The organism is Dyadobacter sp. CY356 (assembly GCF_021440195.1).
Taxonomy (GTDB): Bacteria; Bacteroidota; Bacteroidia; order Cytophagales; family Spirosomataceae; genus Dyadobacter.
Map to the genome: position 1 here is coordinate 142,554 of NZ_JAJTSZ010000008.1, position 20,437 is coordinate 162,990.

Genomic DNA, 20,437 nt, shown 5'->3' on the forward strand with positions numbered 1-20,437 from the left:
TGATAAGTTGATATTAAATCGGCAATTCAAACTGAAATAATCTTTATTTGGAAATTATTAAAATTTTACGGCACAATCTGGTATCCGAAATTATCCTGGCATCATTTGTGTTAAAATTATTAAATATTGAGATACAAATTATCCCTGGTTAAACCAGTTTAACCAAAATAAGATAGTAGATTGAAATTCAATTATTAATTAATGTAATTTCTGATATTTATGGAATACAGACAATTGGGTGCTTCCGGGATTAAAGTGCCGGTTTTAAGTTTTGGTACTGCAACCTTCGGTGGAGGAAACGAGTTTTTTAAAGCCTGGGGTGAAACAAAGGTTGAAGAAGCTAAAACGTTGATTAACATATGCCTGGAAGAAGGCGTTAATTTGTTTGATACCGCAAATGTTTATTCGAGAGGATTATCAGAAGAAATTCTTGGTAAGGCCCTGGGAGGTTTGAGAAATCAGGTATTGATCTCAACAAAAGCCACGTTTCCCATGGGAGATGGTGGCAATGATTATGGATCCTCGCGGGCGCATTTGATTCAGGCTTGTGAAGATAGCTTACGCCGTCTGAATACTGATCATATAGATATTTATCATATGCACGGTTTTGACGGAAATACGCCGGTTGAGGAAACCTTACGTACGCTGGACGATCTGGTAAGCAGCGGAAAAGTGCGATACATTGCTTGTTCAAATTTCTCCGGGTGGCACTTGATGAAATCTTTGTCAGCTTCTGAAAAACATGGCTGGTCCCGGTATGCAGGGCATCAGGCATATTATTCGCTGCTTAACAGAGAATTTGAATGGGAACTGATGCCTTTGGGAATCGATCAAAATGTTGGTACCATTGTGTGGAGTCCCTTATCAGCCGGACTTTTAAGTGGTAAATTCAAAAGAAATCAGCCGAATCCGGAGAGCAGCCGTTTAAGTCAGGGCGGTTCTCAGGGACCGGAAACCAATTTTGAATTGCTCTATAATATTGTAGATATACTGGAAGAAGTGGCTGAGGAAACTGGCAAGTCGGTTGCTCAGGTTTCACTAAACTGGCTGTTGCAGCGTCCAACGGTTGTAAATATTGTTATTGGCGCTAGAAATGAAGAACAGCTTAGACAAAATTTGGGTGCAGCCGGGTGGAATCTTACCACTGAACAAGTTAAAAAACTTGACGCCGCCAGTGAGGTACCACCCATTTATCCATATTGGCATCAGAGAGGAAATCAGAAATTAAATCCTGATCCGAAATTTTACTAATTTCGTCATTATCAGTAAAGTGCTGTAATTCAAAGCACTTTACTGATTTTGTATGTTAATCAGGCACCTTTGCCGACCACATGATATTGATAACATCTCCTTTTACTTCCATTGGCAGCCACAAATATCTTGAACTTTCAGGATCAGTTTGATTCCATCTGTCTGCCATAAACAGAAACTTGCCGTTTTTCGGGTCAATTGGTAAAACAAAGGTTCCCTGAGATGAAAATGTTGTTTCTGAAAACGGACCAATACACGGATTTCCCATTTCCTTCCAGGCTCCCAGTAGCGTATCTGATACTGCATATGAAGAAGTCCCTGGATTCCATCTTAAAACATTTGAAGTAATCAGATAATACTTTTTTCCATATTTAAATAATACAGGAGCAGAGCGTTGCCTTCCGTCTGAGATTCGGAGATATTGACCGGTAACTGCTAAATAATCATCCGATAACCGGGAAATGAAGACTGTGCTATTGTCTGATGAGGCACTAATCAGGTAACCGCTTCCATCATCATCCCTGAAAAGCGTAACATCGCCAGTATCCAGTCCGTTTGGTTTTATGCTGCCCAGATATTGAAAAGGTCCTTCCGGATTATTACTTACAGCGACCCCTGCGCTGGAAAGGCTGAAATCCTTATTATCCATGTGCATCCACATGACAAACTTCCTGGTTTTTTGATTGTAAATTACTTTTGGCCTTTCAATGACCCGACCAGTATCCAGGTCACTAAGATCATCCGAACTGGTAGTCGTAAGTGCTGTCTTTTCAAATTTCCAGCTTTTCAAGTCTTTTGAAGAATAACAGGAGATTCCAGACGCCTTAACGCGGTAAGAATCCTGTTTTTGACCAGCAAGCAAGATTTTTTGTTTTTTTATTTCACCATACCAATAGTATGTTCCCTGATGATAAAGAATTCCTCCGCCATGGGCATTTATAAAATGGCCATCAGTATCTTTCCATACACCAGCTTGTAACATTTGACTCTCCGGAAATTGTTTTTGAGATAATTTTTGAGAAAGAACGGTTGTATTAATTTGTAAAAGCAGAAAAAATAATAGTAGTGCGTGAATTGAAATTTTCATAAACTTACATACGGTCTGAGTAATGGGAGGGAATATTTTAATTACTTAGACGCAAAAACTGCTGAAAGTAACCATCCAGAATTGATTCATAACGAATTGAAAAAAAAAAAGGATTAAGAGTTAATAAAAATAAAATTGCCAAAAAGTTTTTTTACTTACATATAAGTAAGTATATTTGTCATGTCGAATTTGAATATTATGAAAGCGAGAACGGATACAAAGGAAAAGATAGTTGGATTGGCAACAGATATCATTCTTGCAGGCGGATATCCGTCATTGAGCTATCAACAGATTTCGTCAAAGCTGGGTATTAAAAATGCAGCGATTCATTATCACTATCCCAATAAAGAAGATTTGGGTATTGAGGTAATAAGACAGGAAGTTGAGCGATTTGAAAACTTTATGGCCGCTATTTCCGGGCTGGAACATTGGGAGAAGTTGGAAGCGTTTATGTTTAATTACCGGAAATATCTCGAAAATCAAAACAGGATTTGTATGATTGGTGCCAGCGCATCTGACTACAATGAAATTCCTGCACTGATGCAAACCGCCGCTACTGACTATTTCAAAATTATAAAAAACTGGTTCACGGATTTATTGGAATCGGGCAGGAGAGAAAATGCCTTTTCTTTTAGAGGTGAGGCAAGTCATAAGGCGTCTTTAATAACTTCGGCGATGGCTGGTGGCTTGCAGCATGCGCGACTTATCGGAAACGACCATTACGATGCAATTATCAGCCAGATCAAATTAGAACTACAAGTATAAAAAATTTGCCCATTGTACTTACTTATTAGTAAGTAATTAAAAACTAGTAAACATTCAATTAATCATAAACAAAGAAGGTCATGTCAGAACAAAAAATTGCATTTATCACCGGCGCGAATCGCGGAATCGGATTTGAAACAGCAAAAAAACTAGGTAAGCTGGGTATATTTCCAGTCATAGGATCAAGAAATGAAGATTCCGGAAAAGCGGCCGTTGCAAAGTTAAAGGAGGAAGGAATTGAATCCGATTATATAAAATTTGATGTGTCGGATAAAAATGATTACGCCAGCGCATACGACTATTTTGACAAAAAATTCGGGAAACTGGATATCCTGGTCAACAATGCGGGTTTGAGTTTAGAAGGCGACCCGGTATCGTCTTTCGGAAATGAATTCCCTGTTAGCAAAGTTTCTGAGGAAGTATTACGCGATACAATGGAAGCGAATTTCTTCGCCGTGGTTTTCAGTACGCAGGTGCTTTTACCATTGATCAAAAAATCAGATGCGGGACGAATTGTCAACGTTTCGAGTACACTTGGATCGCTGAATTTGCTTACTGATCCATCTTCATCAGTTTATGGAATTAAAATGTTCGCTTACAGCACTTCAAAAACCGCATTAAATTCATTTACGGTTCATCTTTCCAATGAATTAACTGATACTAACATAAAAGTGAATTCAGTTCATCCTGGATGGATTCATACCGAGCTTGGCGGATCGGCAGCACCGATGTCTCCGGAAGATGGAGCAGAGACAAGTGTACGTTTGGCAACCCTTCCGGCTGATGGCCCGACAGGCGGATACTTTCATATGGACGAAACAATCGCCTGGTAACAGACGCCCCGTTGTGATTAAATACCTGAATTGCAAAGCGCGATTCAGGTATTTTTCGTTTCCAGTTATTTCAATATTTATGGTTGTATTGAAAATAATAACCAGCTTAAAATATTAGACAGGTCAAATCAGTTATATAACCATATTTTTAAATTAGAAAAACCTTCTTTTTTGGTCTTAACAAATTCAAAAACCTTTATGAATTTCAGATTTATCTGGTTTATTCTGATCATTTTTTTTGTGCATAACAGCCGGACATCTTCGGCTCAGGTAGTGAGGAGCAAGGGGAAAATGAATCAGCAGTTTGTAATGAATGATGAAACGGTGATTGTGAATCAGGCAACCGGCCAACGGATCAGCTACCAGGCTTATGACGAATTGTTAAAGAAAAGTCCGGGCAGATATCGTACACAACCGGTTTTTGATAAATACGGAAAAGCCTCTTCGTTTGCATTGATACCTAAAACCAAGTCGGAAGTTGAAACGGGTATCACGCTGACCTTGGATGAAGACGGGATGCCGGAAATTGGAAAACCTATTCCGCCTTTTGTGATGACCGGACTGGATGGAAAAACTTACGATTCAGACAAACTCAGAGGGAAATACGTTCTCCTGGGATTTTGGGTTAAATATGAAAAGCCTCTCTATACTCTCGAAAGCACGAAAATTATTTCTGATTTTATCGAAGAGAATCATGAAAAAGGTATTGAAATCGTTTCACTTGGAACAACCATCAATACCGATGAAGAATGCCGAAAGGCTATCCCCAAACGGAATTGTGGTTTCATTCCTGTACCTAATTCCTACGGATTCAATCATCGTTACAAAGTAACCGAAACACCATTTTTTATCCTGATTGATAAAAAAGGAATTGTCAGAGCTATGGCGCCTCATACGGAGTTTGATAAAATCAAAGAATTGTCGCTTCGATAAGACTGGAATTCAAACGCTCATACCTGAATATTTGTAGGAGAAAGTCGAAGTGCCCTTTGATTTTATTAACTTTGCAGCATGACAAATATGAAAATTGCTGAGTTACTTCCGCCTCCCGTAAATTATCAATTAGATGTTATTCCATTCAAGGCCCAGATTTTTGAGGGTAGTGGAACAACGCCTGTTGTGCCATACAACAGGAGGGATTATTACAAAATCTGGAGTATTAACGGGCCAGCCAAAATTCATTTTGCAGATAAATCAGTTGAGATAAATAAACCTGCATTGATTTTTTCTAATCCCCTCGTCCCATACTCGCTTGAAGTTTTTTCAGATGATCGCTCGGGACGTATGTGCGTTTTTACGGAAGATTTCCTGAAAACAAAAGAACGATTGGATAGTATTCAGGAATCACCTTTATTTAAGGTCGGTAGTAATCAAATATTTTTTCCAGACCCCTCGCAGCTTTCCTTTATTTACACACTTTACGAGAAAATGGTTGCTGAAATGGATTCTGCCTATCTATATAAGTATGATGTGATAAGGAATTACGTCAATCTATTGATTCATGAAGGAATGAAAATGCAGCCGGCTTTGTCGGATGTGCATCATAATAATGCAGCCTCCCGAATCACAAGCCTGTTTCTTGAATTATTGGAGAGACAATTTCCGATAGACTCGCCTCATTTTGTCCTAAAACTGAGAAAAGCCAATGACTTTGCGGAAAATTTGTCCGTTCATGTAAATCATTTGAACAACGCAGTCAGGGAAGTTACCGGGAAAACTACCACTGCCCATATTACAGACAGAATTGTAAACGTAGCAAAAGCGCTTTTAAGACATACCAACTGGAGTATTGCTGACATTGGCTCTTGTCTGGGTTTTGAATATCCGAGCTACTTCAATAATTTCTTTAAGAAAAACGTAGGTGTTACGCCCTTGTCGCTCCGGAAATAATACTTTGATTTTTATAGTTTTTACTTTGAAAACAAGAACTTTGTCCGTCCTGTGAACAATACCTTTGCGCTATCAATAAATAGAAGCAAAATGAAATATAAAGTATTAGGAAACACGGGATTGAAAGTTTCTGAATTATGTCTCGGGACAATGACATTTGGCGGTAAAGGATTTTTTAAAGCCATGGGAAGTCTGGGTCAGGATGCTGTTGATCAATTAGTTAAAAAGTCAGTTGATGCCGGAATCAACTTTATTGATACGGCGAATGTATATTCTGAGGGAATGTCGGAGGAACTGACAGGTCAGGCTATCCGTAATCTTGGATTAAACCGCGATGACCTGATCATTAGTACCAAAGTGCGTGGAGCTATGGGGCAGGGGCCAAATAACCAGGGTCTTACCCGAAAACATATCTTGCAGCAGGTCGAAGCCAGTTTGAAAAGATTACAAACGGACTATATTGATTTATATCAGATCCATAGTTTTGATCCAATAACACCTCTTGAAGAAACAGTGAACGTTCTGGATGATCTGGTCCGAAGCGGAAAGGTTCGGTATATTGGCGCAAGCAACCTTTCTGCCTGGCAACTGATGAAGGCCGTTGGATATTCCAGTTATAATGATAAGGCAAGGTTTATTTCCATGCAATCCTATTATTCGTTGGCAGGAAGGGATATTGAACGTGAACTGATTCCGCTTTTAAATGATCAAAAAATAGGATTGATGGTTTGGAGTCCTTTGGCTGCTGGTTTGTTAAGTGGAAAATACAACCGGAATGGAGAATCTGAAACGGGTGGAAGGCTAACTAATTTTGCTTCTTTCCCGGTTGATAGAGATCGTGCATTTAGTATTATTGAGGCATTGCAGCCCATGGCAGAATCCAAAGGGGCGTCTGTGGCGCAGTTATCGTTATCCTGGCTTTTGCATCAGTCGGCCGTGACCAGCGTTATTATCGGTGCGAATAAAATTGAACAATTAGAAGATAATCTGAAATCAGTTGAAATCTCTTTCTCATCCGAAGAATTACAAATTCTGGATGAAGTCAGTAAACTTCCGGTTGAATATCCAGGCTGGATGCTTGGTAGAAGTAACAGATAGAACAAATTTTTTTTGATAAAGAAATTGAACGCAGTGTAAAAGCATTGCGTTTTTTTTGTGCGTGATAATATTGTATTAAAGTGATGTAAAAGCGGAATCATATCGTTCAAATGAACTAAATTTGAAAAATATGAGCCCTGAAAATAATGCAGACGTTGTCGATAAATGATTTATTCTACTCGGCATTGCCGGTCAACAAAATCTCTCTGAGCGACCTGCTTATTGAAGATCAACTTTTTTACAAACTGCCTGACGACTGGCATGTCGTTGTAACGGATGTCAAAAATTCAACACTTGCAGTTCAAAATGGATTACACGAGGCGGTGAATTTGATTGCAACCGGCTGTATTGTGGCTGTTTTAAATATCGCCCGGAAACATAATCTTAGCGTACCTTTTTTCTTTGGAGGTGATGGTGCTACCTGTATCATTCCGCCCTTGATTCTACATGAAGTGATGCGGTCATTGCAAATTCATAAAGACAATACGTCTCAGAATTTTAATATTGATCTGCGTGTCGGCCGTATTCCGGTATGTCAGGTTTATCAAAATGGCTTTGCACTGAGGATAAGTAAATTTAAAAGTTCAAGCATTTTTTCTATCCCTGTGGTACTTGGAGATGGATTAAGTTATGCCGAAAAATTGATCAAAGGAGAAGACTTTAAACGGGAATTACTGGAATCTGAAAGTCAGTTACTTGATCTTGAAGGTATGCAGTGCCGCTGGGACAGAATCGCCCCTCCTGAAAATCTGGATGAGGTAATCAGCCTGTTAGTTATTGCGAAAGATGAGGCGCAGCAGGGAGTCATATTTAAAGAAGTTGTCGATTTGATAGACAATGTTTATGGTACTCCGCAAAATCGACAACCAATATCTGTGTCCAAGCTAAAATTGAAATCGACCCTGGCAAAAATAAAACTTGAAATGAAGGTCAAATTTGGTCGCCTTCGTTTCCTCTATATGGTTTATAATCGCTTCATACTTTTGTTTGGCCCCTATTATTTTAATACAAAAGAAGGGAAATCGTTTTTAAGCTCAATTGTTGAGCTGGCTGATACTTTGGTGATCGATGGCCGCATAAATACCGTTATTTCGGGCAATACAAAACAACGGTTAATTCTGGAAGATGCTCTTAATAATATGGAAATTGAAGGCAAAATAAAATATGGTCTTTTCGTTAGTAAAGAATCGATTATGTCTTGCTATGTGCCTAATGAAGAAAATGCACACATCCATTTTGTGGACGGTGCAGAAGGCGGGTATACCAGAGCAGCAGGTATTTTGAAACAGAAAAATCGATTGAGCTGATCGCAGATATCCCTTGTAAACTGTTGTCATCACTGATTTTTACAAAATATTTTTTAACTTGTAAAGTCAAAACCGGCAATTATTCATTCCTGAAATTTCGTTCGTTTTTCTTTGATAATATCCGGATTGTTAAAACCAATACAATTTCACCATGGCGTTAATAAAATTACAAATCAACAACCGCAGCTATGAAACAGATGTGGCAGAAGACACTCCGCTTTTATGGGTGCTTCGTGATAATCTGGGACTGGTAGGTACCAAGTTTGGTTGCGGAATTGCCCAATGCGGAGCCTGCACAGTACATGTGGATGGCGAGGCGGTTCGTTCCTGCGTTTTGCCGGTATCGGCTGTTGGAAAGGGGAAAGTAACTACGATCGAAGGTTTGTCAGAAAAAGGCGACCATCCGGTACAAAAGGCCTGGGAAGAAATCGACGTGCCGCAATGCGGATACTGTCAGGCGGGACAGATCATGACGGCGGCTGCTTTTTTGAAGAAAAATCCTAAACCTACCGACGCCCAGATTGTGGAAACAATGAGCGGTAATTTATGCCGCTGCGGTACATACCACCGGATTCGTGAAGCAGTAAAATCGGCAGCCTCCAAAACCAAATAATCATGCAGACATTAGAACAGACTTCAAGACGTAATTTTCTTAAAATTGCGGCAACGGCAAGTGGCGGATTGTTTTTGGGTTTCAGCTGGTCGGGTGCGGCTGCACTTCCCGGCATTGTTAATCCGGAATCTGCCGCGGCAAGTGCCATCAATTTCAATAGTTTTCTTACGATCGGAACGGATAACATTGTCACCATATTCTCTCCAAATCCTGAAATCGGACAGGGTATAAAAACTGCTTTTCCGATGATCGTGGCGGAAGAACTTGATGCCGACTGGAAACAGGTGAAAACGGTTCAGGCCAACCTTGATACGAATAAATATGAGCGCCAGGTTACGGGTGGGAGTGGTGCTGTGCCACATTCGTGGGAACGGTTACGGAAAGCCGGAGCAACGGCGAGATACCTTTTGGTAGAAGCCGCAGCGAAAAGATGGAATGTTGCTTCTTCGGAAATCACTACTGAGAAAGGCAAAGTTTTCCATAAAGCCTCTGGTAAATCAGCCACTTATGGAGAGCTTGCCGGGGACGCCTCGAAGATTTCGATTCCAAAAGAAATTAAATTAAAAGATGAAAAGAATTTCACGCTAATCGGGCAAAGTGTCCGTAATGTTGATAATCAAAATATTATAACGGGCAAACCGCTATTCGGACTGGATTTTTACCGGGAAGGAATGTTATTTGCCTTAATCCAGCGTCCAAAAGCTTTTGGTTTAAAACTGAAATCGGTTGATTCCACAGAAGCAAAAAAAATGCCTGGTATTGTCGATGTCGTAACTTTTGAAAATAGTGTAGCTGTTGTTGGAAAATCTACCTGGCAGGTAAAAAAAGCACGTGAGCTTGTGAAAATCGAATATGAAAAAGAATTCGATCTTGAAAGTTCTGCCGACCATAATCGTATTTTCAAACAATTACTGGACGGCGGAGAAGCAACTGTGAGGAGAAAGAACGGCGATGTTGACTCAGCATTTAAGAATGCAGCTAAAATTGTAACGGCTGAGTATCAGTGTCCGTTTTTACCGCATAGTCCACTGGAACCCATGAACTTTTTCGCACATGTCAGGGAAGATGGCGTTGAACTTGTGGGGCCAACGCAGACGCCGGATCGTGCAAGAACAGAAGCTGCAAAAATCACCGGATTTCCACCTGAGAAAGTTACGGTTGAAATTACCAGACAAGGAGGAGGATTTGGTAGAAGGCTTTCAGCCGATTATGCCATTGAAGCAACTCATGTTTCGAAATTAATGAAGGCACCGGTTAAAGTGGTTTGGACGAGGGAGGATGATATGACGGGCGGAACCTACCGGCCGGCAGTTCGTTATCGTTTTGAAGCGGCTTTGGATAAAACCGGTCAATTGGTTGGATATAAATTGCGTGGTGTTGGCATGAATGCGGGAAATCCGACACGGGAAGATAATTTCCCGTCAGGAGCTGTTGACAATTTGTTAATTGATTCGGTTGATCATAAATCCCCGATAACAACAGGTCCATGGCGTGCGCCGATCACTAATTTCCTTGCTTATGCGGAACAATCTTTCTTAGATGAAGTAGCCGAAGCAGCTGGAAAGGATCCAATTCAATTCCGTTTGGAATTATTGGAAAAAGCAAAAAAAGCGCCGGCAGGAGAAGTAAAGTATGATATTGACCGAATGATTGCCGTAATTAAACTTGCTGCGGAAAAAAGCAACTGGGGTAAGAAAAAAGGTGTTCACCAGGGTTTCAGTGTTTATTTTTCACACCGTTCCTATGTTGCTCAGGTAGGTGAAGTTGTTGTTGAAAAAGGGAAACCGGTTTTAAAAAACATGATTGCCGCAGTGGATTGCGGTATTGTGATCAATAAAAGCGGATCTCTGCAACAAGTTCGCGGCGGAATTGTGGATGGTATTGGTCATGCGATGTATGGTAACCTGACCTTTAAAGACGGGGCACCAGATCAAAATAATTTCAATGGTTTCCGTTTGATCCGAATGAATGAAATACCAGAAGTGGATGTGCATTTTGTCGATAATGGAATTTCTCCAACTGGCTTGGGAGAGCCGGCATTACCGCCAGCGGGTGCAGCTGCCGCGAATGCTTTTTACAAGGCAACTAAAAAAAGATTGCGCAACCAGCCATTTATGGAAGAGGAAGTATTTAAAAATATATCTTAAAAACGACACCCAAACCGGCAGTTCAGCTATATACAACTTTGTATTTGGCTGAACTGTTTTTCTTTTATGAAATATTCGGTTAAATGATTATCCTGAAATTATCTGGCTTAGTATTTGTACTTATTACGATAGTACCTGTTAAGTAATCCGGTAAATAAATTTAATCAATATCATATGGAAACTAGCCCCGCTATCGTAATTCTGGCTGCTGGAAAATCTGCCCGGTTAGGTCAGCCAAAACAGCTTTTACCATTTAAAGGGAAAAGTCTGATATGCCACTGCGTGGAAACTGCCCTGAAAGTGGTTGAAAATGTAATCGTAGTCATCGGGGCTGAAAGGAAGCGTATTGAATCAGAAATAAAAAGCAGTGCGGTTCAAATTGTGTTTAATCCGGAATGGGAAGAAGGTATGGCTTCATCGATTCGAGCTGGTTTGAATTATTTAACAGAAAATAATCCTGCTATTCATGAGGTTATTTTCATGGTTTGTGATCAGCCTTTTGTGAGCGTTGATCTGCTTCAAAAGCTGATTAGTGTAAAACGACTTTCAGCAAAACGCATTGTAGCAAGCCATTATTCAGAAATCGCCGGAACACCTGTGATTTTTGATAGAACTATCTTTCCGGAACTGATGGAATTAAAGGGTGACGTTGGTGCCAGAAAGATTATTTTAAAAAATAATGACCGGATGTCAACCGTAGATTTTCCACTTGGAAATATTGATATGGATACAGCCGACGATTACAGGAAGTTGTTGATGCAGAAAGATTTGATATAGTAAAATTGAATTATTCTATAAATTATCTTCACTAAATCGGTCCGATTCCGCAGGAACCTGAAACTTCTTCATCCGGAAAATCAAGAACATTTTGCATCCTTCTTGTTTCGACAAGCGGCATAATCTGAACGGAACGACTATGAATTACATCCTGCTTGTCCCTCAGAAATGTTCCAGGTTTTTTATTTAAAACGGCTTTTATTTCTGCTAAAATTGATAGTGCTATTTCCTCCGAAGTTTCCGCGCCAATGTCCAATCCTACCGGGCCATACATTCTTGACATTTGTTGATCGGTAATTTCAAAACCGTCGTCTTTCAAGTCGTCAAACATTCTTTCAAGTTTCTTTTTTGGTCCCAGACTTCCAATATAAATTGAATTTTTACTTTTCAAAAATTCACGAAGAACACCAAGATCATAATTGTAATTGTGTGTCATCAGTACAAAAACCGTCTGTGCATCACATGGAATTTGTGAAAGTACCTCGCTCGATTTTGCTACCAATACATTGTGTGCCAATGGAAACCTTTGTGCTGTTGCCTGATTAACGCGGCCATCCACAACGGTAATTGTCCAGCCTAAAAGAGAAGCCATACCAACCAGAGGAATTGCATCATTTCCGGCTCCAACGATCACAAGCGAAACAGGCGGTTTCAAAAATTCAATAAAAGCAGTCAGCTTATTGCCTTCGAAAGAATAAGTATTGAACAAAGATTGTTCAGCATTCAAAGCAGATTTGCTATCCCTGACAATTAGATCAATATAATTCTCAAACTGACTTTCTGCAATAAATTGCTCTTCATCATCAAGCAGAAGCATACCGGTTCCCGGTTGATTTGCCCGATTGGTCATAGAAAAAATTGTAACCAGAATTACATTTATTCTTTCTTGCGTGGCTTTTTCAAGCAAGGCAATGGGATGATTTTCTTTATTGATATTGATTGGTTCAAACAAAATATGAACAATGCCATTGCAACCCAGCTGAATGCCGAATTTGGCATCGTCATCATCGTCCATGGTATCGTAGGTCACCAGCTTGTTGGCTTGCTGCGAAATTGCCAGAAGTGCCTTTCGTAGTGCATCACCTTCCAGACAGCCTCCGCTGATCGCACCTGTCAGCTGTCCATCTTCGGTAACAAGCATCCTCGCCCCCGGCCGCCGATATGACGAACCTTCCACGTGTACAACCGTCGCCAACGCCATGCGCTTATCTTCGGCAATTGCCTTATAATAAGCCTCTATTATATCTGTAATCTCTTTCATCGTCGTTATATAAGAAAAGATCAACGCGTTATACCACGGTGATTTTCTACGATTGTTTTTATTCTCTCTATTGCAACTTCAATATGAGAAAGCGTTGTAAATCTTCCCAGACTGAATCGAAACGAACTTAGCGCAAGATTTTCATCCAGTCCCATTGCCATCAAAACATGACTTGGTTTTGATGTAACTGATGAGCAGGCAGAACCTCGCGATACTGCTATTTCAGCACATAATTTCATTAATACATCCTCACCATTTACATGCGCAAACGAAATATTGCTAATGGCTGGCAAACGGTTTTTCACGCTTCCATTCACCTTAGTTCCGTCGATTTTAAGCAATTCCCGTTCCAGCGAATTTCGAAAAATTTCTATGCTAGTAGTTTCGCTATCCAATGTCAACATGCATAATTCACAAGCCTTTCCAAGGCCAACGATTCCGGGCACATTCAATGTTCCGCTGCGCATATTTTTCTCATGTCCGCCACCATGAATTTGAGATATTAATGTCACTTTTGGATTTTTCCTGCGCACGTACAAAGCTCCGGTTCCTTTTGGTCCATACAACTTATGCCCGCTTAATGAAAGCATATCGATACCATCTTCAATGACATCTATTTGTATTTTACCGACGGCCTGCGTTGCATCTGAGAAAAACAAAACTCCATGTTTTCTGGCTATCTCACTTATTTTTTGAACCGGTTGAATAGTACCTGTTTCATTATTTGCATACATGATAGAAATCAGGACTGTCTCACTGGTAATAGCATTTTCCAGTGCTTTCAGATCAATCATGCCCTCCGGATCTACGGGCAGATAAGTGACTTTACCGCCATTATTTTCGATCCAGTCACAGGTATCCAATACAGCCCGATGTTCCGTTACACACGTGATCATGTGATTTCCTTTTTCTTTATAATTTTCAAAAACACCTTTGATGCCCAGATTTATGGATTCTGTCGCACCAGAAGTGAACACGATTTCAGATGGATGCGCACCGATCAATGCTGCCACCTGCTGTCTGGCGATGTCAACCGCCTCAGCAGCAGTCCATCCGTAAACGTGTGAATTACTCGATGCATTCCCGAAGTTTTCCAGAAAATAAGGGAGCATTTCTTCGAGAACTTTTGGGTCCATCGGAGTCGTTGCCGCATTATCCAGATATATGGGTAGTTTCAATGGTAATTTGATATTAGTAATTAAATCTTATTTCTAATTTGAGGTTTTTGACAAGATTTAGCAAATATTTGATTAATAAACTTTACTTTCTTCCTGGTTTTTAGACATATGACGTATCTATCAGGTGAGTAAAATAGATAGACTCACAAACCGAAAATGGTTGATCCTCATAAGTAAAACTAAAATTTGCACACTTTTATTAGTGAACCAAGATGATGCAGTGATGAAAAAGAAATTTTTAAGCATAGGATTAGTAATCAGTCTGTGCAGCGGTGTTTTCACAGCAACCGAATTTCCGGAAGCAGATATTACAAATGGTATTGTAAATGCAAAATTATATTTGCCCGACGTCAGCAACGGCTATTATCAGGGAACAAGATTTGACTGGTCAGGCGTAATACCAAGTCTGGAATATAAGGGCCATACTTATTTTGGGAAATGGTTCGATAAGTATGATCCGAAAATTCATGACGCGATAAGCGGACCGGTTGAAGAATTTGTGGCACTGGACTTTGCAGATACAAAAGCCGGCTCGGATTTTGTGAAAATTGGCGTAGGGGTTTTGAAAAAGCCGGATGACAAACCGTATTCTTTCGCCACAAATTATGAAGTGGTCAACCATGGCAAACGTTCGGTAAAAAGAAAAAATGACCTTGTCGAATTTACGCATGAGCTAACCGATGAAACGGGCTACGGTTATGTTTACACTAAAATTGTGAAACTGGTGCAAGGCAAACCGGAACTCGTTTTGGAGCACAGTCTGAAAAATATAGGTAAAAAAGTGATTTCGACCAGTGTTTATGACCACAATTTTTTCATGATCGATAACGAGCCAACCGGGCCGGGAATAAAAATTACTTTTCCGTTTGACGTAGCTGCGGATGGCAAAGGTTTTGGAACCATTGCGAATGTGGAAGGAAAGTCCATCATCTATTCCAGACCTTTGGCAAACAAAGAAAATGTGTTTAGTGCCGGATTAAAAGGATTGACATCATCTGCAAAAGATTATAATCTGAAAATTGAAAACGTAAAAACAGGTGCAGGTGTGAAGATCACCAGTGACCAGCCGATCGAAAAACTGGTATACTGGTCGTGCCCGACAACAGCATGTCCTGAACCCTATATTAAGTTGAATGTTGAACCAGGAAAAGAGGTGAAGTGGAAAATTAACTATGAATTTTTCACAACGGCAAACGAGAAATGATAACGCAATAACATAACGTATGAGTAAGGATTTGTTTTCAAACGAGTTATTTGACAAAGCACCAATAGTGGGTATCATCAGAAATCTTTCACTGGACGAGGTGAAACAGATTATTCCGATTTTCCGCGAGGCAGGACTAACGACCCTGGAAATTACCATGAACACGCCTGGTGCAGAAGAGATTATCCGGTATGCCTGTGAATTTGAAAGTGAAGGATTAAACATCGGTGCCGGAACGGTTTGTACAAAAGATGATCTGGAAATTGCTTTAGATGCTGGTGCCCAGTTTATTGTTACGCCGGTAATTAGCAAAAAAGTTATAAAATACTGTGTCAAAAAAGGAATACCGGTTTTCCCGGGTGGGTTTACACCAACCGAACTTTATAACGCCTGGTCATACGGCGCGACTATGGTAAAAATTTATCCGGCCACTTCACTTGGACCTGAATACATCAAGGATTTAAAGGCACCATTGGACAAAATTAAAGTATTACCAACCGGCGGTATCAAGCTTGAAAACATGAGTGAGTTTTTAAAAGCAGGTGCGGATGGTCTTGGTATTGGCGGACAGCTTTTTGACAAAAAATTCATAAAAGACAAAGACTGGACCGGACTTAAACTGCATTTTCAAAAATTCGTTGAAAAGTTGGATAATAGATAATTTGCTTGTTTTTCGGGTCTTCCTGAACTAGAAACAATAGCCAATTAAATTCCGGAATAGGAGGCTCCTACGGACCATGATTATGACAGATTATGACTTTCTATAAACAGGAAGCTCCTAAGGAGCTGGTGAAAATTGTTTAAAACAAATTTCGTTTTACCAGATTGCACGTTCACAACGGCGTAGCAGTTTCATGTTTATAGCAAAGGACAAAGTACCCCTCGTTCCGACTCCATCGGAGTCTCCTGGAATATTGGTCAAATAGTAATCTCCGCATAATTTGATCATTGTCGATCTGAGCAAAAAAAATGGAACTACTGTTTTAGCCATTCCATTTTTGTCATTGCAGAATACATTTCTAAGCCTTCGCAGTTTGTAAAGCCCTTGATTCCTTTCTGTATTTTTCCAGATTAATAAGAAGTACACTGCCGAGAATAATAACCAATCCAAGAATTTGAACAGAGGTAATAGTTTCATTGGCAAAGAAAATTCCTAATAAAACTGCTACTACCGGATTAACGTAAGCATGCGTACTTACTTTGGTGGTGGGTTGAACTTTCAGTAACCAGACGTAAGCGCTGAAACCAATGATCGACCCGAAAATAATAAGATATAACACAGACATCCAGGCGTCAAACGGAATCGTGCTCCATTGGATATCGCTAAATTCGCCGCTTAAAAATCCGGATGGTATAAAAGCAAGACCTGCAATAAGCATTTGCCAGGAAGATTTCACCATAATAGAACCACTGGTAGTTTTATATTTTGAATATAAAGAACCGCCGGCCCAGGACATTGAACCAACGACCAACATAGCCAGACCCAACAATTCTGATTTATCCTGAATACTGGAAAACGCACCCATTACTCTTTCGCTGAAAAGGACTATAACCCCAACAAAACCAATCAATAACCCAATAATGGTTGATCGGCTTCCAAGATTTTCTTTCCATTGAGGTTTGTCCAGGAGTATAAACCACATCGGCGCCGTTGACACCATGATTGCCACCATTGCACTTGGCAAAAATTGCTCAACCCAGATCACGATTCCATTACTGAAAAATAGCAGTAGCAAACCACTCACCGCTGCCACTTTTATCGTGGGAACATCAAATATATTTTCACCCTTTATCAAACACCAGATCATCATCAGCACGCCGGCAGCAACAAAACGCAGCGCCCCCAGCAAAAAAGGATGAAATCCAGTCAGTGCCTTTTGAATAAAAAAATACGTTGAACCCCATACGATGTAAACCGTGGCGTAAGCCAGAATCACCATCAGGGTAGAGGGGTTTTTGTTTTGAACAGATTCCATGATTACTGTTTTTCAGGTATTACTAATTGTTGTTGTTCTTTCACGGTTTCCAGAACGATGGTAGTTCTGGTTGATAAAATGTTAGGAATTTTGCTGAAAGAATTCCGCATCAGAGCCATCAGAGAAGATGAATCGGATGTCCTGACTTTGATCAGATAACAATCTTCTCCGGCAACATGATGCACTTCCTGGACTTCCGGAATCTTGGCCAGCTCTTGTCCGACATTACTGCTCCCTAATCCGTCAGCAGCCTTCATCGCTATGAAAGCGAGCAGCTTTTGTTGCAGCGGTGCAGGATTCAGCCGCGTTGTATATTGCAGAATTACGTTTTTCTGTTCCAGTTTTTTTACCCGTTCCAACACCGCAGAAGGCGCCATTTCGAGCTCTCTTGCCAAATCAGCATTGGAAATACGTGCATTTTCTTGCATCAATCTCAGGATGCTCAAATCCACTTTGTCTAATATGATATCGTTTCCGTTCATTGTTCGGTAAATTTATCAAAAATCAGAATTATATTCAAAAAATTGGATATTTAATTTAGTAATGTTCGATTAGCGGATTTTTGAATGTATTTGCTAATTTTTTGATACTGGAATTTTCTTTGTCCTAGCTTCGTTTTGGTTGTATCAGTCGATAGATTCCATTTACAAGTTTGTCCTAAATTCCATGGATCGTAATTTTAATGAAGCCGTGAAGATGAGTAGCATAGTTTCCACGACGACCTACCAGGCCGCGCAGTCGGTAGCGAAAACCGTGGAGGAGCATTTCATCTTCCATCATGAAAATGCTAAAAGACATAATAAAGATGATTTTGCACCAAAGCCTGATGCTCAGGTTATTGAGTCGATTATAGATATTACTTTTTGGGCAAGTCTGCGCCGGGAAGAAGGACATTCGCCGTCTATTTCCCTGGCGTTTTTACCCCCGGAACTTTCCGGGCAACCTTTGATTTTTGAAAACAGGTTACCTTTTACGCCTGCTATTTTAACAAAACTTGCTCCTGCAGTTGAGCGGTCGGGCATACATCTGGGTATATGGATGGACGGCGACGAACTATATATTTGGGGAACAACGCGTGTGATCCCAAATCTTTGTTTTGTGTTGGAAGTTATTGAACCAGGTATGCTCGTAATCAAACACCGCAGAATTGACGGTTTTGGTAAATTTGTGAATGTGGCCGTATTGAAGGGTGACCAGATAAAAATTGTGGATGACATCAGTGGAAAAATTCCGGATTGTCCGAATCTTGTTACGTCTCTAATCGGGTTCAACTCTTCATCTCTCTGGAACGATTCCCTGAATGTGATGGTACAGCTGGCCGTTTCCATGCGGGATCACAAAAGAGGAGGAATTCTGCTTGTTGTTCCTTCGGGCAGAGAAACGTGGCGTGATTCGATAATTCATCCTATTTCTTATTCTATCACACCCATGTTTTCAGAGCTGGCAGATTTGTATGAGCAGCACGAAAAAGAATCGGAACATCCAATCTGGATCAACAAAATAACAAATGCTGTAAACCATATTGCCGGATTAACAGCTGTGGATGGTGCTACGATTATTAATGACCGTTTTGAATTGCTTGCTTTCGGTGTAAAAATCGGACGTTCCGCCTTCTCATCTCGTGTTGATAAAATTATGGTCACCGAGCCGATTGTAGGTAATGTGGCCTCAATCGTTCCACCTGTTCAAAATGGCGGAACCCGACATTTATCAGCCGCCCAATTTGTTTTTGATCAGCGTGACAGCCTTGCACTTGTTGCATCTCAGGATGGCCGGTTTACAATATTTTCCTGGTCTCCCTGTGATAATATTGTTCAGTCACACCGGGTAGATACTTTGCTATTTTAGAAAGGAAAAGTTTTTGATATTAAAAATCAGTTCAAAGCAAATGATTTATCTTTTGTTTTGAACTGATTTTGTTGTTTGGCAATCAATATATTAGCTATTTCGTATAGCGATGATCGTAGCACTTTTAAATTTTTCAAATTTTATTTAAAGAATTTAAAGTAATCTTAAAAGTTGTGCGTCTCCCTTAAAAAAAGTGAGGAAATGTTAAGCCAGGGAATGACAACAGATACCGGAAATACCATTGCCAGTACGATCAAGGAATACGGGAAACGTCTCTTTGGTTTTATTCGCAACAAGGTGCGGTCTGAGCAGGATGCTGAGGATATCTTACAGGATGTCTGGTATCAGCTGAGCAATGTCATCAATATTGAGGAAATTGATCAGATGAGCGGCTGGCTGCATCAGGTGGCGCGCAATAAAATCATTGACAAATACAGAAAAAAAACACCTGAGCTGCTGGACGATTTCACTTATGAAAATGAGGAAGACAGCTTCAGCATCAGTGATATACTGCTTGCCGATAATTACACACCGGAAACCGAATATATCCGCGAAGTTTTTTGGAAAGAATTGTTTATTGCTTTGGAAGAATTACCTGAAAATCAACGCCAGGTTTTTGTCTGGAACGAATTGGAAGATGTTACTTTACAGGACATTGCAACAAATACAAATGAAAATCTGAAAACAATTATTTCGAGAAAAGGATATGCGGTGAAACATTTACGAAAGCGCATGAAAACGGTATATGACGAATTTTTTAATTAAAGAAACTTATTGATATGAATATGGAACCCAAGGATTTTAGAAGAAACAAAGCCAAATTTTTTCTATTCGTTCCGCTTATAATTGCGTTGGTCAGTACTGTTGTAATGTTGTTGTGGAATGCGATTTTGCCTGATTTGTTAGGCACAAAACATATCAATTTCTGGCAATCGGCAGGTCTTTTGTTATTATGTAAGATACTTTTTGGTGGATTTGGTTTTGGAAGAGGCCAAAGTGGAAGAGGAATGGATTTTAAGGAGAGATGGATGAATAAGATGGGCACGGAAGATAAACAGAAAATGAGGGAGGAATGGATAAAACGCTGTCGTCAGTGGAAAAAGGAGGACTGATTTTAGTATTTAAAACAGTTTTAGTTGGGATTGGTTTGATTTTTAAGAATAGATGATAGTAATACCGAGGTGAAGAATTTCTTACAATAA

The 20,437-nt window shown here is 40.1% G+C and carries 20 protein-coding genes; 15 read left to right on the plus strand and 5 right to left on the minus strand.

Annotated elements, in window-relative coordinates:
* Positions 1 to 219 precede the first annotated feature (219 nt).
* The gene (locus LXL81_RS22890) at positions 220 to 1,251 is read left to right on the plus strand and encodes an aldo/keto reductase (RefSeq protein WP_234649227.1); all 1,032 of its coding nucleotides are present in this window, start codon (positions 220 to 222) and stop codon (positions 1,249 to 1,251) included.
* A 55-nt stretch (positions 1,252 to 1,306) separates the two neighbouring features.
* Here the strand turns inward: LXL81_RS22890 and LXL81_RS22895 are convergent, their stop codons facing one another.
* A complete protein-coding gene (locus tag LXL81_RS22895) occupies positions 1,307 to 2,338 on the minus strand; it encodes a glycoside hydrolase family 43 protein (RefSeq protein ID WP_234649229.1) in 1,032 nt (343 codons plus the stop codon).
* 198 nt (positions 2,339 to 2,536) lie between these two features.
* On the opposite strand from LXL81_RS22895, the gene LXL81_RS22900 reads away from it, so the two are divergent.
* The 9 genes from LXL81_RS22900 (at position 2,537) to LXL81_RS22940 (ending at position 11,768) form a co-directional block, all read left to right on the plus strand.
* Positions 2,537 to 3,103: a TetR/AcrR family transcriptional regulator gene (locus tag LXL81_RS22900; protein ID WP_234649231.1), complete on the plus strand. Its 567-nt coding sequence runs from the start codon at positions 2,537 to 2,539 to the stop codon at positions 3,101 to 3,103.
* An 80-nt stretch (positions 3,104 to 3,183) separates the two neighbouring features.
* Complete coding sequence (locus tag LXL81_RS22905) at positions 3,184 to 3,936, plus strand: SDR family oxidoreductase (RefSeq protein ID WP_234649233.1); 753 nt, start codon at positions 3,184 to 3,186, stop codon at positions 3,934 to 3,936.
* A gap of 198 nt (positions 3,937 to 4,134) precedes the next feature.
* Positions 4,135 to 4,869, plus strand: a complete 735-nt coding sequence (locus tag LXL81_RS22910; protein ID WP_234649234.1) for a TlpA disulfide reductase family protein — start codon at positions 4,135 to 4,137, stop codon at positions 4,867 to 4,869.
* An 87-nt stretch (positions 4,870 to 4,956) separates the two neighbouring features.
* On the plus strand, positions 4,957 to 5,826 hold the full coding sequence (locus LXL81_RS22915) for an AraC family transcriptional regulator (protein WP_234649237.1): 870 nt from the start codon (positions 4,957 to 4,959) through the stop codon (positions 5,824 to 5,826).
* 90 nt (positions 5,827 to 5,916) lie between these two features.
* Entirely contained in the window at positions 5,917 to 6,924 is a 1,008-nt protein-coding gene (locus tag LXL81_RS22920) for an aldo/keto reductase (RefSeq protein ID WP_234649239.1), read from the plus strand.
* A 146-nt stretch (positions 6,925 to 7,070) separates the two neighbouring features.
* A complete protein-coding gene (locus LXL81_RS22925) occupies positions 7,071 to 8,231 on the plus strand; it encodes a DUF3095 family protein (protein WP_234649241.1) in 1,161 nt (386 codons plus the stop codon).
* Between the two features lie 151 nt (positions 8,232 to 8,382).
* On the plus strand, positions 8,383 to 8,844 hold the full coding sequence (locus LXL81_RS22930) for a (2Fe-2S)-binding protein (protein ID WP_234649243.1): 462 nt from the start codon (positions 8,383 to 8,385) through the stop codon (positions 8,842 to 8,844).
* Between the two features lie 2 nt (positions 8,845 to 8,846).
* Positions 8,847 to 10,991, plus strand: coding sequence for a xanthine dehydrogenase family protein molybdopterin-binding subunit (locus LXL81_RS22935; protein WP_234649245.1), 2,145 nt, complete (start codon positions 8,847 to 8,849; stop codon positions 10,989 to 10,991).
* 174 nt (positions 10,992 to 11,165) lie between these two features.
* Positions 11,166 to 11,768, plus strand: coding sequence for an NTP transferase domain-containing protein (locus LXL81_RS22940; RefSeq protein ID WP_234649247.1), 603 nt, complete (start codon positions 11,166 to 11,168; stop codon positions 11,766 to 11,768).
* Between the two features lie 31 nt (positions 11,769 to 11,799).
* Here the strand turns inward: LXL81_RS22940 and LXL81_RS22945 are convergent, their stop codons facing one another.
* Both LXL81_RS22945 and LXL81_RS22950 read right to left on the minus strand, forming a co-directional pair.
* A complete protein-coding gene (locus LXL81_RS22945; protein WP_234649249.1) occupies positions 11,800 to 13,029 on the minus strand; it encodes an XdhC family protein in 1,230 nt (409 codons plus the stop codon).
* Between the two features lie 20 nt (positions 13,030 to 13,049).
* Positions 13,050 to 14,207: a cysteine desulfurase family protein gene (locus tag LXL81_RS22950; RefSeq protein WP_234649251.1), complete on the minus strand. Its 1,158-nt coding sequence runs from the start codon at positions 14,205 to 14,207 to the stop codon at positions 13,050 to 13,052.
* Between the two features lie 223 nt (positions 14,208 to 14,430).
* Here LXL81_RS22950 and LXL81_RS22955 point away from each other — a divergent pair, with 223 nt between their 5' ends.
* The gene (locus LXL81_RS22955; protein WP_234649253.1) at positions 14,431 to 15,411 is read left to right on the plus strand and encodes a hypothetical protein; all 981 of its coding nucleotides are present in this window, start codon (positions 14,431 to 14,433) and stop codon (positions 15,409 to 15,411) included.
* A 19-nt stretch (positions 15,412 to 15,430) separates the two neighbouring features.
* Positions 15,431 to 16,072, plus strand: coding sequence for a bifunctional 4-hydroxy-2-oxoglutarate aldolase/2-dehydro-3-deoxy-phosphogluconate aldolase (locus tag LXL81_RS22960; RefSeq protein ID WP_234649255.1), 642 nt, complete (start codon positions 15,431 to 15,433; stop codon positions 16,070 to 16,072).
* 358 nt (positions 16,073 to 16,430) lie between these two features.
* Here LXL81_RS22960 and LXL81_RS22965 read toward each other — a convergent pair whose 3' ends face one another.
* Together LXL81_RS22965 and LXL81_RS22970 are read right to left on the minus strand one after the other, a co-directional pair.
* Positions 16,431 to 17,387 (minus strand): EamA family transporter, encoded by a 957-nt coding sequence (locus tag LXL81_RS22965; protein WP_234649257.1) that lies wholly within the window; start codon positions 17,385 to 17,387, stop codon positions 16,431 to 16,433.
* 2 nt (positions 17,388 to 17,389) lie between these two features.
* On the minus strand, positions 17,390 to 17,869 hold the full coding sequence (locus LXL81_RS22970; RefSeq protein WP_234649259.1) for an Lrp/AsnC family transcriptional regulator: 480 nt from the start codon (positions 17,867 to 17,869) through the stop codon (positions 17,390 to 17,392).
* Positions 17,870 to 18,053: 184 nt separating this feature from the next.
* On the opposite strand from LXL81_RS22970, the gene LXL81_RS22975 reads away from it, so the two are divergent.
* The 3 genes from LXL81_RS22975 (at position 18,054) to LXL81_RS22985 (ending at position 20,347) form a co-directional block, all read left to right on the plus strand.
* The gene (locus LXL81_RS22975; RefSeq protein WP_234649261.1) at positions 18,054 to 19,235 is read left to right on the plus strand and encodes a putative sensor domain DACNV-containing protein; all 1,182 of its coding nucleotides are present in this window, start codon (positions 18,054 to 18,056) and stop codon (positions 19,233 to 19,235) included.
* Between the two features lie 201 nt (positions 19,236 to 19,436).
* Positions 19,437 to 20,000: an RNA polymerase sigma factor gene (locus LXL81_RS22980; RefSeq protein ID WP_234649263.1), complete on the plus strand. Its 564-nt coding sequence runs from the start codon at positions 19,437 to 19,439 to the stop codon at positions 19,998 to 20,000.
* A gap of 14 nt (positions 20,001 to 20,014) precedes the next feature.
* Positions 20,015 to 20,347: a hypothetical protein gene (locus LXL81_RS22985; protein ID WP_234649265.1), complete on the plus strand. Its 333-nt coding sequence runs from the start codon at positions 20,015 to 20,017 to the stop codon at positions 20,345 to 20,347.
* Positions 20,348 to 20,437 lie beyond the last annotated feature (90 nt).

Excerpts from the sequence above, each read along its gene's own strand:
- LXL81_RS22965 (WP_234649257.1), bottom strand. The coding sequence starts at position 17,387 with ATGGAATCTGTTCAAAACAAAAACCCCTCTACCCTGATGGTGATTCTG.
- LXL81_RS22940 (WP_234649247.1), top strand. The coding sequence starts at position 11,166 with ATGGAAACTAGCCCCGCTATCGTAATTCTGGCTGCTGGAAAATCTGCC.
- LXL81_RS22910 (WP_234649234.1), top strand. The coding sequence starts at position 4,135 with ATGAATTTCAGATTTATCTGGTTTATTCTGATCATTTTTTTTGTGCAT.
- LXL81_RS22920 (WP_234649239.1), top strand. The coding sequence starts at position 5,917 with ATGAAATATAAAGTATTAGGAAACACGGGATTGAAAGTTTCTGAATTA.
- LXL81_RS22960 (WP_234649255.1), top strand. The coding sequence starts at position 15,431 with ATGAGTAAGGATTTGTTTTCAAACGAGTTATTTGACAAAGCACCAATA.
- LXL81_RS22955 (WP_234649253.1), top strand. The coding sequence starts at position 14,431 with ATGAAAAAGAAATTTTTAAGCATAGGATTAGTAATCAGTCTGTGCAGC.
- LXL81_RS22980 (WP_234649263.1), top strand. The coding sequence starts at position 19,437 with ATGTTAAGCCAGGGAATGACAACAGATACCGGAAATACCATTGCCAGT.
- LXL81_RS22905 (WP_234649233.1), top strand. The coding sequence starts at position 3,184 with ATGTCAGAACAAAAAATTGCATTTATCACCGGCGCGAATCGCGGAATC.
- LXL81_RS22970 (WP_234649259.1), bottom strand. The coding sequence starts at position 17,869 with ATGAACGGAAACGATATCATATTAGACAAAGTGGATTTGAGCATCCTG.
- LXL81_RS22895 (WP_234649229.1), bottom strand. The coding sequence starts at position 2,338 with ATGAAAATTTCAATTCACGCACTACTATTATTTTTTCTGCTTTTACAA.
- LXL81_RS22945 (WP_234649249.1), bottom strand. The coding sequence starts at position 13,029 with ATGAAAGAGATTACAGATATAATAGAGGCTTATTATAAGGCAATTGCC.
- LXL81_RS22900 (WP_234649231.1), top strand. The coding sequence starts at position 2,537 with ATGAAAGCGAGAACGGATACAAAGGAAAAGATAGTTGGATTGGCAACA.
- LXL81_RS22890 (WP_234649227.1), top strand. The coding sequence starts at position 220 with ATGGAATACAGACAATTGGGTGCTTCCGGGATTAAAGTGCCGGTTTTA.
- LXL81_RS22925 (WP_234649241.1), top strand. The coding sequence starts at position 7,071 with ATGCAGACGTTGTCGATAAATGATTTATTCTACTCGGCATTGCCGGTC.
- LXL81_RS22935 (WP_234649245.1), top strand. The coding sequence starts at position 8,847 with ATGCAGACATTAGAACAGACTTCAAGACGTAATTTTCTTAAAATTGCG.
- LXL81_RS22975 (WP_234649261.1), top strand. The coding sequence starts at position 18,054 with ATGGATCGTAATTTTAATGAAGCCGTGAAGATGAGTAGCATAGTTTCC.
- LXL81_RS22915 (WP_234649237.1), top strand. The coding sequence starts at position 4,957 with ATGAAAATTGCTGAGTTACTTCCGCCTCCCGTAAATTATCAATTAGAT.
- LXL81_RS22930 (WP_234649243.1), top strand. The coding sequence starts at position 8,383 with ATGGCGTTAATAAAATTACAAATCAACAACCGCAGCTATGAAACAGAT.
- LXL81_RS22985 (WP_234649265.1), top strand. The coding sequence starts at position 20,015 with ATGAATATGGAACCCAAGGATTTTAGAAGAAACAAAGCCAAATTTTTT.